Source organism: Parapedobacter koreensis, from assembly GCF_900109365.1.
Lineage (GTDB): Bacteria > Bacteroidota > Bacteroidia > Sphingobacteriales > Sphingobacteriaceae > Parapedobacter > Parapedobacter koreensis.
Map to the genome: position 1 here is coordinate 151282 of NZ_FNZR01000008.1, position 13682 is coordinate 164963.

The 13682-nt window shown below is 47.2% G+C and carries 13 protein-coding genes; 11 read left to right on the top strand and 2 right to left on the bottom strand.

Going from position 1 to position 13682, the window contains the following annotated elements:
- The first annotated feature begins 9 nt into the window (after positions 1–9).
- The 11 genes from BMW65_RS18120 (at position 10) to BMW65_RS18170 (ending at position 10173) form a co-directional block, all read left to right on the top strand.
- Positions 10–1245 carry a quinol:cytochrome C oxidoreductase gene (locus BMW65_RS18120; protein ID WP_090607521.1) on the top strand — a complete coding sequence of 412 codons (1236 nt, stop codon included), beginning with the start codon at positions 10–12 and terminating at the stop codon, positions 1243–1245.
- A gap of 126 nt (positions 1246–1371) precedes the next feature.
- Positions 1372–2664, top strand: a complete 1293-nt coding sequence (locus BMW65_RS18125; protein ID WP_245747684.1) for a cytochrome c oxidase subunit II — start codon at positions 1372–1374, stop codon at positions 2662–2664.
- 29 nt (positions 2665–2693) lie between these two features.
- On the top strand, positions 2694–4586 hold the full coding sequence (locus tag BMW65_RS18130) for a cytochrome c oxidase subunit I (protein WP_177181204.1): 1893 nt from the start codon (positions 2694–2696) through the stop codon (positions 4584–4586).
- A 36-nt stretch (positions 4587–4622) separates the two neighbouring features.
- Positions 4623–5645 (top strand): COX15/CtaA family protein, encoded by a 1023-nt coding sequence (locus tag BMW65_RS18135; protein WP_317040490.1) that lies wholly within the window; start codon positions 4623–4625, stop codon positions 5643–5645.
- A 120-nt stretch (positions 5646–5765) separates the two neighbouring features.
- Complete coding sequence (gene cyoE / locus BMW65_RS18140; protein WP_090607736.1) at positions 5766–6668, top strand: heme o synthase; 903 nt, start codon at positions 5766–5768, stop codon at positions 6666–6668.
- A gap of 5 nt (positions 6669–6673) precedes the next feature.
- Positions 6674–7255, top strand: coding sequence for a cytochrome c oxidase subunit 3 (locus BMW65_RS18145; protein ID WP_090607738.1), 582 nt, complete (start codon positions 6674–6676; stop codon positions 7253–7255).
- Between the two features lie 9 nt (positions 7256–7264).
- Entirely contained in the window at positions 7265–7993 is a 729-nt protein-coding gene (locus BMW65_RS18150; protein WP_090607525.1) for a cytochrome c oxidase subunit 3, read from the top strand.
- A 26-nt stretch (positions 7994–8019) separates the two neighbouring features.
- Complete coding sequence (locus BMW65_RS18155) at positions 8020–8400, top strand: cytochrome C oxidase subunit IV family protein (protein ID WP_090607527.1); 381 nt, start codon at positions 8020–8022, stop codon at positions 8398–8400.
- Positions 8400–9116, top strand: coding sequence for an SCO family protein (locus BMW65_RS18160; RefSeq protein WP_090607528.1), 717 nt, complete (start codon positions 8400–8402; stop codon positions 9114–9116). Before BMW65_RS18155 ends, BMW65_RS18160 begins: the two co-directional genes overlap by 1 nt.
- Positions 9117–9141: 25 nt before the next feature.
- Positions 9142–9681, top strand: a complete 540-nt coding sequence (locus BMW65_RS18165) for a DUF420 domain-containing protein (RefSeq protein ID WP_090607530.1) — start codon at positions 9142–9144, stop codon at positions 9679–9681.
- A 33-nt stretch (positions 9682–9714) separates the two neighbouring features.
- Positions 9715–10173: an ABC transporter ATPase gene (locus tag BMW65_RS18170; RefSeq protein WP_090607531.1), complete on the top strand. Its 459-nt coding sequence runs from the start codon at positions 9715–9717 to the stop codon at positions 10171–10173.
- Positions 10174–10269: 96 nt separating this feature from the next.
- Here the strand turns inward: BMW65_RS18170 and BMW65_RS18175 are convergent, their stop codons facing one another.
- Together BMW65_RS18175 and mtgA are read right to left on the bottom strand one after the other, a co-directional pair.
- Entirely contained in the window at positions 10270–12840 is a 2571-nt protein-coding gene (locus tag BMW65_RS18175) for a zinc-dependent metalloprotease (protein WP_090607533.1), read from the bottom strand.
- Positions 12841–12938: 98 nt separating this feature from the next.
- Positions 12939–13673 carry a monofunctional biosynthetic peptidoglycan transglycosylase gene (mtgA, locus tag BMW65_RS18180; RefSeq protein ID WP_090607534.1) on the bottom strand — a complete coding sequence of 245 codons (735 nt, stop codon included), beginning with the start codon at positions 13671–13673 and terminating at the stop codon, positions 12939–12941.
- Positions 13674–13682: the final 9 nt, after the last annotated feature.

A 13682-nucleotide genomic window follows, 5' to 3' on the forward strand; every position in this document is an offset into this window, starting at 1 on the left:
CTATATTAAATGGGAACTCATAGTCATCATCACGATTATAACTTTAGCGAGCAATTTACGTTTACGGCGAAGGCGAGGATATTGAGTTTGATCGCCCTTGCGGTAGGCATAGTGGCCGTAGCCTTGGGCTTGCTCTCCAGTGAACACATCATCGTGGAACGTACATACGCCAATTTGTTGCTGATGGGGTATTATTTCACATGCGTGTGTGCTGCAGGTGGATTCTTTTTAGCCTTACAATTCGTTACACAGGCGGGTTGGTCTTCCGGTATGATTCGGATTCCACAAGCGATGGCCAGTGTATTGCCTATTGCATCGATAATCCTGCTGGTTATTACAGCAACGGGATTGTTTTCGCACAACTTGTACCATCATTGGTATGCCGAAGGACTTACCGATCCGGAAAGCTCCCATTATGATGCATTGGTGGCTGGAAAATCCGCGTTTTTGAATGCACCAGGCTTTTTATTGCGTCAGGTTGTATTTATGGGTGCTTATAGCACGTGCGCTTGGTTGCTGGCAAAGTACTCGTATAACGAAGACCTCCATGGCGGCCTTAATTCCTATAAGAAGAGCTTCAAATTGTCGGCGCTGTTTTTAGTGATATTTGGCTTCACAACGCCCATTTGGTCGTTTGATACCGTGATGTCATTAGAAGCTCACTGGTTTTCGACCATGTTTGGTTGGTACAATTTTGCTGCCATGTGGGTAAGTGGTTTATGCGTGATTACATTAATCCTGATTTTGTTGAAAAAATCTGGCTACCTGGCTTGGGTGAATGAAAATCACCTGCACGATTTGGGAAAACTGATTTTTGGTTTTTCCATCTTTTGGACGTATGTTTGGTTTGCACAGTTCATGTTGATTTGGTATGCCAACATCCCTGAAGAAACAGTGTATTTTTATAAGCGTTGGGAGCCTGAGTATAAACCCTGGTTTTGGGTCAATCTGTTTATCAATTTTGTTGTGCCTATCCTGGCCTTGATGGATAGGGATGCTAAACGGAAGATGAATAGCCTGATGGCTGTCTGTATCGTGCTGCTGTTGGGGCATTGGTTAGATTATTACATCATGATTATGCCCGGTACAGTGGAGTTGCACCGGGGCTTCGGTTGGATAGAAATTGGTACGGCGCTGGGATTTGTAGGGCTTTTCTCTTTCTTGGTGCTCAGCAAATTGAGTCGGCATGCGTTGGCACCGGCCAAGCATCCTTTTTTGGAAGAAAGCTTGCACCACCAGATTTGATATACGAGATTTGAAGGCTGGATAGGGCAGGCCGACGTTAAAATATAGAAACACGGACAATCGTTATAAATAGAGATGGGCTTTATAAAAAATAGTAATCTTAAGATAGTTTTTTTACTGACGCTGGTGATAAGTATATCATTGCCGGTTACGGTGGCGTTCGCACAGCAAGCAGACACTTCCAGCCAGGTTACAGACACAGCAGCTACAGTTGGCGATGTGGCTGTACCTGCCGATACGTCGGCTGCTTCTGATACCACTGCCGTAGCAACAGACTCGGTAGCTGCGACAAGCAGTGTCGGCGCTACCCCTACAGCGACAACTCAAGAAGAGGGCAAAGTGAGCCTCGACCCGCAGGTATATACCAATTTCTTTTACTACCTGCTAATTGTGTTCTTGGTTTGTGTGTTGGTGGCGGTAGTAGGTAAAATCGTGCAAGTCTATGAATTGACCCGTCGGATGAATGGGCGTGATACGACTTATTACTTATATAATTTGCATGCCAATTTATTTTTGGTGTGCTTGGTAGTGGGCCTTTACGGGGTGTATTGGTCTTATGCGCATCATGGTGCGCAATCCATGAGGGATGCGGCCACTGAGCATGGCGTACGTATAGACACCATGTTTATGATTACAACCGTGATTACGACTATCGTGTTGGTGCTTACCCACATTGGTCTGTTTGGTTTTGCTTTCAAATACCGGGCAACACCCAGCAGGAAGGCCTACTTTTATCCGCATAACAACACGATTGAAAAAGTTTGGACCATCGTGCCTGCCGTCGTATTGACTGTGTTGGTATTGTTTGGGTTCTTTACATGGCGGAGCATAACCAATGTGTCCGAAGAGGATCAGAAGAATGCACTGCATATTGAGGTGATTGGTGAGCAGTTTGCGTGGACCGTGCGTTATCCGGGGCGTGATGGCCAAATTGGGGAGCGTAATTATCGGCTGACCACCCCACTGAACAGCCTTGGAATTGATTTCAATGACAAGACCGCTTGGGATGACCAATTGGGCGGTGAAATCGTGCTTCCGGTAAATAAACCTGTTCGTGTCCAAATCAGTTCGAAGGATATCTTGCACAGTTTTTATATTCCGGATTTCCGGGTGCAGATGAATGCTGTACCGGGTATGAAGACCTACTTCCAGTTTACACCTACCGTGACAACCGAAGAAATGCGCGATAAATTGGGCGATTACAATTATAATTTTGTGATGTTATGCGCCAAGATATGTGGCGGTGGACACTATAATATGCAGAAGACTGTACGGGTGGTGACCGAAGAGGAATACCAAGCTTGGCTCAATGAGCAGCCGTATTTCTTTACGGAGGATTTGCGAAAAGAATTTCAGGCCTCACAGGTGTCATCGGAGGAAGAAGTTGCGGAGAAGAAATTATTGGCTAATGCCAACTAAGTTAGAAAAATAACGTATTAATCACAGATATGTCAACAATAGCAAACGCAGGCACTCATAGCGTGGATCATCACGGTGATCATGGCCATCACCATGAATCGTTTTGGACTAAATATGTGTTTAGCCAAGACCACAAAATGATTGCTAAGCAATTTTTGATTACCGGTATTATCATGGCCGTTGTGGCCATGCTGTTGTCCATTTTGTTCAGGATTCAATTGGCTTGGCCCGACAAGGAATTTCCGATTTTGGAAGTTTTCTTGGGAAAATGGGCCGAGGGCGGACGCATCAATCCAGAGTTTTTTCTGGCATTGGTGACGATACACGGAACCATCATGGTATTCTTCGTGCTTACGGCCGGACTTAGCGGTACGTTTGCTAACCTGCTGATTCCCTATCAGCTGGGTGCACGGGATATGGCTTCACCCTTCATGAACATGCTTTCATATTGGTTTTTCTTTGTGGCATGTATCATCATGATCGCTTCGTTCTTTGTAGAAAGTGGTCCTGCAAGTGCCGGTTGGACGATTTATCCACCGCTTTCCGCAGTGCCCAAGGCAATCAGTGGTTCTGCTACGGGTATGACCTTGTGGCTGATCAGTATGACGCTGTTCATTGCATCACAGGTATTGGGTGGTACCAACTATATCAGTACCGTGCTGAACATGCGTACCAAAGGGATGGATCTCTGGAAAATGCCGTTGACGATATGGGCGTTGTTCCTTACTGCTATTGTCGGTTTGCTGTCATTTCCAGTATTGGTATCTGCCGTTGTATTGCTGATCTTCGATCGGAGTTTCGGCACAAGCTTTTATTTATCGGATTTGGTGGTTCAAGGCCAGATTTTACCAAACGAAGGGGGTAGCCCTATCTTATTCCAGCACTTGTTTTGGTTCTTGGGGCACCCCGAGGTATACATCGTATTGATGCCTGCACTTGGTTTGACATCCGAAGTCATTTCTACCAACTCACGTAAACCGATATTTGGTTATCATGCGATGGTATATTCGTTGATAGGTATTACCATCTTGTCCTTCATCGTTTGGGGACACCACATGTTCGTCACCGGAATGAATCCCTTCTTAGGTGGTGTATTCATGATTACGACGTTGATTATTGCGGTACCCTCCGCGGTTAAGGTATTTAACTACTTGGCTACGCTTTGGCGCGGCAATATCCGGTTTACGCCGGCCATGCTGTTTGCCATCGGGATGGTATCGTTCTTTATTTCCGGTGGTCTTACAGGGATTTATTTAGGTAACTCAGCGCTGGATATCAGCTTGCATGATACGTATTTCGTGGTAGCCCACTTTCACTTAGTAATGGGGTCGGCGTCGATATTTGGTATGTTGTGCGGGGTTTATCATTGGTTTCCGAAGCTATTCGGACGCATGATGAATGAGAAATTGGGATACCTGCACTTTTGGCTGACCTTCATTGGTGCTTACTTGGTGTTTTTCCCCATGCACTTTATGGGCATTGATGGGGTTCCACGTCGGTATTATGCATTCACGGAATTTCCGTTCATGGAAAAATGGATTTCGGTAAACGTATTTGTTACCTGGGCTGCTATCGTTGCCGCCGTGGGGCAACTGGCCTTTATCTGGAATTTCTTTTCATCGATTTGGTCTGGCAAGCGCGCTACCCAGAATCCTTGGGGTTCCAATACGTTGGAATGGACAACTCCCGTGGAGCATATTCATGGCAACTGGCCGGGTGAGATACCAACGGTTTACCGTTGGCCATATGACTATAGTAAGCCGGGACATCATGAAGATTTTATCCCGCAAACGGTTCCTTTTTCGGAAACAATGAGCTCGAATTTACCGCATGATTTCGAAGGGAACGCGGAGGCCGAGCGCATCCAACGGGAGTGGGAATTGGCCAATAATAATCCACAGACCGAGAAGGAGACAGAGTGATAGGACATGCTTCCACCTGCTGAAAAAAGATTTTTATTGATCAACAAAATTACGATAGTATCGTTGTTTGTGTTGATTCTCGCAGGTGGGGTAGTACGAAGTACGGGATCTGGAATGGGGTGTCCCGATTGGCCGAAGTGTTTTGATCGGTTGATACCACCTACAGAAGTTTCCCAGTTGCCGGAAGGGTACGAGGAAAAGTATATTGCGGGAAGGCAAAAAAAAAATGAGCGGTTTGCGGGGATGCTGGATCGGTTTGGCAATAATGAGCTGGCCGATCGTATACGAAACGACGAGAGCATCCTCCAACATGAACCATTCAATGCGGCGAAAACGTGGACAGAGTATATCAACCGATTGGTTGGGGCAATTACAGGGTTTTTGCTTTTACTTTGTGCCATTTTTTCCTTTACGTTCTTTAAAACGAAGAAGTCCATTTTTATTTGGAGTGTGATCAATGTAGTGGCCGTCGGTTACCAGGCCTGGTTGGGTTCGATTGTCGTCTCTACCAATTTGATGCCTTGGATTATTACGGTGCATATGCTGTTGGCGTTGGTCATCGTAGGGATTAGTATTTATACGTATTTCAAGGCCCGGTCATTGCGCGATAAGGACCTGCTCATCAATCACACGTCGAGTGGGATAAAAGTGCTGGCGGCATGTTCGCTCCTGTTGATTATTGTTCAGGTGGCGATAGGTACAGGGGTACGGGAGGAAATAGACTTGGTTTCGGCTTCAGGCCATCTACTTGGCCGAGGTGAATGGCTGGAACAAGTCGGGCAGGTGTTTGATATACACCGTAGCTTGGGGGTGGTCTCCGCGGTAGTGATCGTGTTCTTGTTTTTCGTGGTACGCTCGCGGTTTGCCCCGAGTAGCCACCAAAGCAGGTTTACAAACGTACTCCTGCTCTTGTTGGCATTACAGATTGGAACGGCCGTATTATTGGCTTATTTTGATATTCCGCCGTATGCGCAGACGGCACATTTGGTGCTGGCGAGCTTGTTGTTTGGCAATCAGTATTATTTGATGCTGTTGCTTGGAAAAGTGGCTTGGAAGTGAATTGATTGATATATTAGAAAAGTTTAGTTGATGAAGATAGCTGAGCGTGATATGCAAGCCAAAAGGATGGCTAGTGGCGACGTGGCCGTGCAGAAGCGCGGCAAGGGGGAGCTTGCCGAAGTGATGCAATTTGTGGCTGATTTTAAACAATTGGTCAAAATCCGCTTGACCATGACTGTGGTCTTCTCTGCTTCCATTGCTTTTTTAATTGGCAGCAAGCAGCAGGGAGATATCAATTGGATAAATTGGTTGATTCTTACGTTTGGTGGTTTTTTGGTTACGGGTTCCGCCAATGGGTTCAATGAGATTATTGAGCGGGATTTGGATAAATTGATGAAGCGGACCGCTGATAGGCCTATCCCTTCGGGCCGCATGACTACGGGGCAGGCGCTCGTATTGAGCCTGATCATGGGGATTGCCGGTACTTATACATTGGTCTCGCTGAATTTTATCGCCGGGCTTTTGTCTGTTTTTTCGATCGTACTTTATGCATTTATCTATACACCGCTGAAACGGAAGTCCCCGATAGCCGTATTTGTTGGTGCATTTCCAGGGGCATTGCCACCGTTGATTGGCTATTATGCCGCCTTTAGCCAGAATGATTTGGCTGCCTACAGCCAGTACAATGCCGGAGCAATCGTCATGATACCATTGGTGTTGTTTTTCATCCAGTTTGTATGGCAATTCCCTCACTTCTGGAGTATCGCGTGGGTGCTTGACGAGGACTACAAACGTGCCGGTTTTAGGCTATTGCCCACGATGAAGCGCGATAAATTATCTGCATTTATGGTGCTTTTTTCGACACTGCTCATGTTCCCTGTAAGCTTATTGCCCTATTATTTCGGGTTTGGGGGCATTGTGGTTTCGATAGCCTCCATTGCTGGTGCACTGCTATTTAGTTGGTACGGGTTGAAATTTTTTCTGAAACGTGACCTCGCTTCGGCACGGCGGGTGATGTTTACGTCTTTTTTTTATTTGCCACTCATCCAGTTGATACTGCTGTTTGATTTTAATGCCTTATGATAGCCATGGCCAAATATACGCAAGATAAAGAGGAGCTGACCCAGCAGAAGGCGAAGAAATTCAACCTTTGGCTGGGAATGATCGGGATGTTCATGATGTTTGCAGCTCTTTCCAGCGGTTTTATTGTTTATACAGCCGGCGGGATAGATAGGGGTATCAAGACCATATTGCCCGAGGCATTTGTCTATAGCACGATTTTGATTGTCGTGAGCAGCGTGACGATACAATTGGCTTATAATGCGGCGAGGAGAACGTTGTTCGATAAGCAGAAATTATTACTGGCAGTCACCATTTTATTGGGCGTCGGTTTTTTTTTCATGCAGGTTTATGCATGGGGGGTGTTGACTGCCCGGGGTGTGGTATTTGTCAACAGCAATGCATCACAGTCATTTATCTATGTGTTTACCGGTATGCACCTTGCGCATATCATTGCCGGTATCCTGGTATTAGTACGAGCTTTGGTGGGGCGTATTCGCAATATTCCCCAGGTGAATAATGTCTTCCGGATGGATTTGGCCGCGTTGTTTTGGCATTTTCTGGGCTTTTTGTGGATTTATATTTATGTTTTTTTACTTTTGAATCAATAACACTGAACAATGAGTACAACTGTAACGGAATTGGATAAGGTAAAAACCGGACGCTGGAACGGGGGCCGATCGCCTTTCAATGTGGAGTATGGTAAGATCATGATGTGGTTTTTCCTTACTTCGGATGCTTTTACATTTTCCGCCTTCCTGATTTATTATGGGACACAGCGTTTTGCCCACCTTACATGGCCGGATCCGGATAAGGTATTCCAATCTATTCCGATGGTGGCCGATCACGGATACCCGCTGGTGTTTGTGGGTATTATGACCTTTATCCTCATCATGAGTTCGGTGACGATGGTGCTCGCAGTAGAAGCAGGACACCGCAATTCGAAAAAGGAAGTGGTCAATTGGATGATTGCTACGATTATCGGTGGTCTGATGTTCGTAGGGTGCCAGGCCATGGAATGGACACACTTGCACCACGAAGGCTTTTGGTGGGGTAGTATTCCTTACCAAGAAGGCGTTTCTCCCGAAGTCACCCTTGCGCCCTTTTTCTCCAGGGAGATCTCCGAAGTGTCGGCTTTGCAATTTGCTAATCTCTTCTTTACCATAACCGGATTCCATGGGTTTCACGTCTCTGTTGGGATACTGTTGAACATCATTGTGCTGGGCATGGTATTGGCCAATACGTTTGAACGTCGTGGTTCTTACCTCATGGTGGAAAAAGTAGGGCTTTATTGGCACTTTGTGGATTTGGTATGGGTGTTTGTATTTACATTCTTTTATTTGGTATAATCAATAATTAAACGCAATATTAAGCTATGGCTTCTCAACATCACGATCATGCGGTAGGACATGAAGACGGGCAGCACCATGAAGGTATGTCCAAAGGCAAGATTTGGCGCGTATTTTTCTACCTCTTAGCCATCACAGCATTGGAATTTTTTATCGCCTTGGTGTTGGTACACGGTGGGGTGGTTTCCAAGGGGCTGGGCGTGAATATGGTATATATAGCCCTTACGTTGCTTAAAGCCTATTACATTGTGGCTTATTTCATGCACCTCAAGTTTGAGACATTCGGATTGATCATGTCCATTACTGTCGTGTTTCTGTTTATCATCTACTTCATCGCATTGATGCTTACAGAAGGAACGTATATGAAGGGGCATTTTAACCCGTTCCCCTTTTGGCCAAATAGTTAATGAATACCGTCAAGCGAAAAAGCGGTGGCTTAAAGAAATTGATAATCCTGGCAGCTATTTTGATATTGCCAGGATTTTTATATTATCTACTGGAGAAAAAAGGCGAAAACCGGTATAAAACATTGCCGATTTATGGAGAGAAAGTGCTGACAGGCACATCCAGTAGGCGGATGGGGAAAGAAATCCCCGATACGTTGTTCCATCATATCCCACCGTTTTCACTGGTGAATCAGCAAGCGAAGGAGATACCTGTATTAGCCAATGACTCTACGGTAGTGGTTGTCAATTTTTTCTATAGCCGTTGTGCATCGTTTTGTGCACAGATGAATGATGAAATGAACCGGGTGGCAGAACGGTTTGCAAACAATGAGCTGGTCAACTTTTATACCATTACCGTTGATACGCTGTATGACACACCGGAAGTACTGCGGGAATATGCAAAGGGATATCAGCCGGAGACAAAAAAATGGCATTTCCTTACCGCGGGTAAGGATGATGTATTCCATATTGCTCGCAATGGTTTTCTGGTGGATGCTGTACAGGATACGACCAAAGCAGCCAGCTTTATCCACAGTGCTTCGCTGATCCTTGTGGATTCACAGCGGCGTATCCGGGGGTATTATGACGCTAGTCAGAAAAAGGAAGTAGATCGGCTGATCGATGAGGTCAAGCTGTTATTGGTAGAAGAAATTCGGGAAAAGAGCCCGTATAAATGAGGTTGGATTTTACATTTTTGTAGTTATGGAACAGGTGCTTGAGAAACGATATAACAAGTGGATCGTTATTTTGTCTGTGGCTATCCCGGTGGCTGTAGCCATTCTGTTTGGTGTTAATTTGCGTGATTTGGGTTATGATGTGAGGCCGCTCACATTCTTGCCGCCCATCTATGCAACGATCAACGGCGTGACAGCGGTATTGCTGGTGTGGGCCGTCGTTGCCATCCGCGGGGGCAATCGTAGACTGCACGAAGCCTTGGTGAAGATTTGCATCGGCTGTTCGGTCGCATTTTTGGTGATGTACGTTGCTTACCACATGACCTCCGAGTCCACACCGTATGGTGGGGAAGGGGTTATCCGCTATGTGTATTTCTTTATCCTGATTACCCATATTTTATTATCTATTATTATTATCCCGTTTGTATTGGTCACCTATGTGCGGGGGTTGTCTGGCAATTTCGCCAAACACCGCAAGCTGGCGAAGATTACATTCCCGCTTTGGCTCTATGTAGCCGTCACTGGCGTGGTCGTGTACCTGATGATATCGCCGTATTACGGAGGTTAACGGGGATGGAAAATTCCGTATCTTTGCGTTACGATGGAACGTATTTGGATATACCAGGCCGATCGGCAGTTGACCGACGGTGAGAAAGCCTATATATTAGGGAAATTGGAGGGATTCACCTCCCAATGGAAAGCCCATGGCAAGGCGTTAGCCGCTAAAGCCGAAATCCGTTATAACCGATTTATTATTGTCATGGTTGATGATGCGGTGGCACCACCTACCGGTTGCTCAATCGATAAATCCGTGCACCTCCTCAAGGAGATTGAGCAAGCGACGGGGCTCAGCCTGTTTGATCGCATGCAGGTTGCTTATCGCCATGCAGATGAAATCAAAGCGGTGTCCCGCACCGAATTCGAACGGCTTATTGCCACAGGTGAGGTGACAGACGATACCATCGTATTCAATAATCTCGTGCCTTCCTATCCCGAGTTGGTAGACAAATGGGAAGTTCCCTTGCGGCAAAGTTGGCATGCTACGATATTTTCACGTTAGCAGGCAAGAGGATATGCCTGCAAATAACAACGGCTTGCCAAACAACGTTTTTGTTATTAATTGGCAAGCCGTTTTCAGTTCAGGCGCTGTTTACCTCTAATCCTTTCCTATTTCGAGACTCGCATCTATCCGCGCAAGCAGGTCTTGGAGATGAAATTTACTTAAGTTATCCTTGGTAGCGCGGATGGCGGTGCTGACACGGTTACGGAGGATGATCAGTTGTCCGCGTGCGACGCTGCTCACGTCCGACTGGGTCGGATCGGGCACGCCGCGGCTTCTCATCTCTGCCGAAGGGGGTGTCAGCAGGTCCGCAAGACTGCCTACATAATGCTTCTGCAGATTTCGCCGATAGATATCAATTGCCTGCCCCTTAGCCAATTCACTCCATATCCCTTTATCAAGATCGTTGAAAAGATCGGTTACCCGATAGGTGTTCGTGCCCAGCTTTGCTTCGGCTTTCAGCAGGTTGTTGATTGTCCGTGTACTGATAATCCGATCGACTGTCGCGTTTTGTACCCGTCCGATCAAAGCCATAGGGTCTGCGCCGGATTTGTTCGCGACATCTTGGCTGATCAGCCATTTGGGCGTAGCAAACACTTCTTTGTTGAGGAAGTTGGCAGCCCGTCGTTGTTTATCGGTAGGTACGGTGCTGTATACGTCTCCTGCTTGCTCCACCGTCTTGGGTGTCTCATAGATTCCACCAATGTTTTTGGCCACATGACCAGCATATCGGCCAAATTGGGTAATCACTTCGCCATACATGGTCCCTAAATCATTGTACTGCTGATTGGGCTGTTTGGTCCATTCGACGAGATTAGGCACAATGCGCTGGAGATTTTTGATGCCATAGCTGCTGGCCAGTATGGCGTCATCGCCAAGGTCTTCATTCTGCGACCGAGGGTCGTCAGGGTTGGTTTCCGTACCGAACCAATAGGTGGGATCGGTAACCTTTCCCGTGATCCACTGATTAAGGATGGGAAGCTCTTCAGTCGCCGATGCCGCCTGTGGGATGAGTTTATAACCCCATTCGATAGCCCATTTGTCATAATGGTTGATACGGGGATAAAGATCTGCTCCCGAAATACCGTCTCCCGGTTGCGCCACATAGTTGAACCGGGCATAATCCATGATGGAAGCGGCATGGCCATGTTCTTTGATCCAGCTGGGGTCACGGAGTTTTTCTACGGGATAAGCCGAGCTGGAGCCAAAGTTATGGCGCAGTCCCAGCGTATGACCCACCTCGTGCGAGGAAACGAAACGGATCAACTGACCCATCAGTTCATCGTCAAACGTCAGCCTGCGTGCTCGGCCGTCGTTTGGCGAAGCTTGTACAAAATACCAGTTGCGCAGCAGGTACATCACATTATGATACCAGTTGATATGGCTTTCAATGATTTCGCCACTGCGTGGGTCATTCACATTGGGTCCGCTGGCATTAGGAATATCGGATGGTTTGTATACGATGGCCGAGTAACGGGCATCTTCCAAGGACCATTCAGGATTTTCTTTGGGTGTAGGCGCCCGTTTGCCCACAATCGCATTCTTGAAGCCGGCCTGTTCGAATGCCGCTTGCCAATCGTTGACACCTGCAATAAGGTAAGGAATCCATTTCTCTGGTGTTGCGGGGTCTATGTAATATACAATCTGTTTTTTTGGCTCCACCAATTCACCACGTAGGTATTTCTCCACGTCTTCTTCTTTGGGTTCCAGCCGCCAGCGAGTGATCAGTGATTGCCGTTTTACACCTTGCGGGTTGGCACCGAAATCGGTATAGCCGACAGCGAAATAACCGACCCTGTTGTCGAAATACCGGCCCCGCATAGGGACTTTCGGCAGTAGGAGGATAGACGTATTGAGCTCCAACGTAGCCGTTCCTTCCGTATTGCCACCCGAACCGCCTCCCGCTGGACGCCCGCCCGCCCCCTGTGGCGGGGAAAGGTTGTACGTTTTCACCGTTTTTATTTCGGTATTCTGCGGATAGGAGTGTACCGTACCTACATAAGACTTGTCCGCTTGGAATTGGCCCAGCCGCAGGGAGGTTTTTGAACGTCCATCAAAAAAGAACACATCATTGTCTCCGCTGATGTAAGCGGTCACGTCGATGACTGTACTTTTGTTGCCTTTCCCGAAAGCGACGACATCAAAGCTGTTGACAATTGGCTGCAGGCTGGAGTTCAACAGTGCCTGATACATGTCTTGTGTGCTATCTGCACGCTCGGCAAAGGAAATCTTGCGGAGAAGCACTCTGTTGTTGGGGCCTTTATCAAAACGGATGACATTACGGTTTATCTGATCACCGGCATATCCGCTCATGCCGGCACGTAGGCCAGCGGCTCCTTTTGAGATCCGAGTAACGACCAGGATATCCCGGTCGAACACCGAATCCGGCAGTTCGAAATAATGCTTATCTTCCTGTACGTATATATTGAAGAGGCCGCTGTCAATCTCGGCATTGGACTTTATAAAATCCTCAAATTTCTTCGGGGCCACTTTCTTTGGGCCTTCGCTCCGTGCTGTGCGTGCGGTAGAATCGCGAGGTGCCGCCGCTTGGGGTGCCTTCGGTGCATTGGCAGTGGCTTGGGCTGTTTTTCTCTTTGAAGAACAGGAAGGGGCAGCAAGTAGTACCGCCAATCCTACCCCCGTTAAGAGTAAATAATTTTTTATCATAATAGCAGCATATTGTTAATGCGGTAAAGGTATTATTTTTCCTCTCTGTTTTTTTGACCGATGCCGTTACAGCGGTAAAATTGCTGTTTCATATCAAATTATGGGATGTCACTGTAACCCATATAGCGCACAATCACATTCGTTTTCCGATTGATAAACGCGGTGGGCTTTGCCGGCGACCAACGCCTCGGATTGGGTAGTACCGCTATCAGTAGCGCTGCTTGGCGTTTCGTCAGATTGCTTGCAGATTTGCCATAGTAATATTGCGTTGCCGCTTCAGCGCCATACAATCCATCTCCGGTTTCAATGACATTCAGGTAGACCTCAAGGATTCGTTTTTTACTCCAGAACAATTCGATCAATACCGTAAAATACGTTTCGAATCCTTTGCGTATCCAGGAGCGACCGGGCCAGAGAAATACATTCTTGGCAGTCTGCTGGCTGATGGTGCTCCCCCCACGGAGTGCGCCGCCCCCTTGGTTGCGCCGGAAGGCGTCGGCAATGGCTTTGCGGTCGAACCCCCAATGTTCCATGAAGCGGGCATCCTCACCCGAAATGGCCGCCCGTTTCAAATTGTCGGATAAATCTTCATACGATACCCATTGCTTCGTGATTTTCCATGCTTTGCCGTCGCTTTTGCGTTCGAACCCCCGCTGTACCATCAGCCAAGTGATGGGCGGGTTGATAAAGCACAGTAGGAGTACCCACCCAAGGGTAACGGCAAAAAAGTAGGCCACTATCCGCAATGTCCAGCGGAGGTATACGTTCCGGATTACAGGGATAAACCGGACTATGCTTTTCGTCAGTTTTCGGCGTTTTCGTTTGGCTGCCATTGTTTTCGT

Excerpts from the sequence above, each read along its gene's own strand:
- BMW65_RS18120 (WP_090607521.1), top strand. The coding sequence starts at position 10 with ATGGGAACTCATAGTCATCATCACGATTATAACTTTAGCGAGCAATTT.
- BMW65_RS18130 (WP_177181204.1), top strand. The coding sequence starts at position 2,694 with ATGTCAACAATAGCAAACGCAGGCACTCATAGCGTGGATCATCACGGT.
- BMW65_RS18145 (WP_090607738.1), top strand. The coding sequence starts at position 6,674 with ATGGCCAAATATACGCAAGATAAAGAGGAGCTGACCCAGCAGAAGGCG.
- BMW65_RS18150 (WP_090607525.1), top strand. The coding sequence starts at position 7,265 with ATGAGTACAACTGTAACGGAATTGGATAAGGTAAAAACCGGACGCTGG.
- BMW65_RS18155 (WP_090607527.1), top strand. The coding sequence starts at position 8,020 with ATGGCTTCTCAACATCACGATCATGCGGTAGGACATGAAGACGGGCAG.
- BMW65_RS18160 (WP_090607528.1), top strand. The coding sequence starts at position 8,400 with ATGAATACCGTCAAGCGAAAAAGCGGTGGCTTAAAGAAATTGATAATC.
- BMW65_RS18165 (WP_090607530.1), top strand. The coding sequence starts at position 9,142 with ATGGAACAGGTGCTTGAGAAACGATATAACAAGTGGATCGTTATTTTG.
- BMW65_RS18170 (WP_090607531.1), top strand. The coding sequence starts at position 9,715 with ATGGAACGTATTTGGATATACCAGGCCGATCGGCAGTTGACCGACGGT.
- BMW65_RS18175 (WP_090607533.1), bottom strand. The coding sequence starts at position 12,840 with ATGATAAAAAATTATTTACTCTTAACGGGGGTAGGATTGGCGGTACTA.
- mtgA (WP_090607534.1), bottom strand. The coding sequence starts at position 13,673 with ATGGCAGCCAAACGAAAACGCCGAAAACTGACGAAAAGCATAGTCCGG.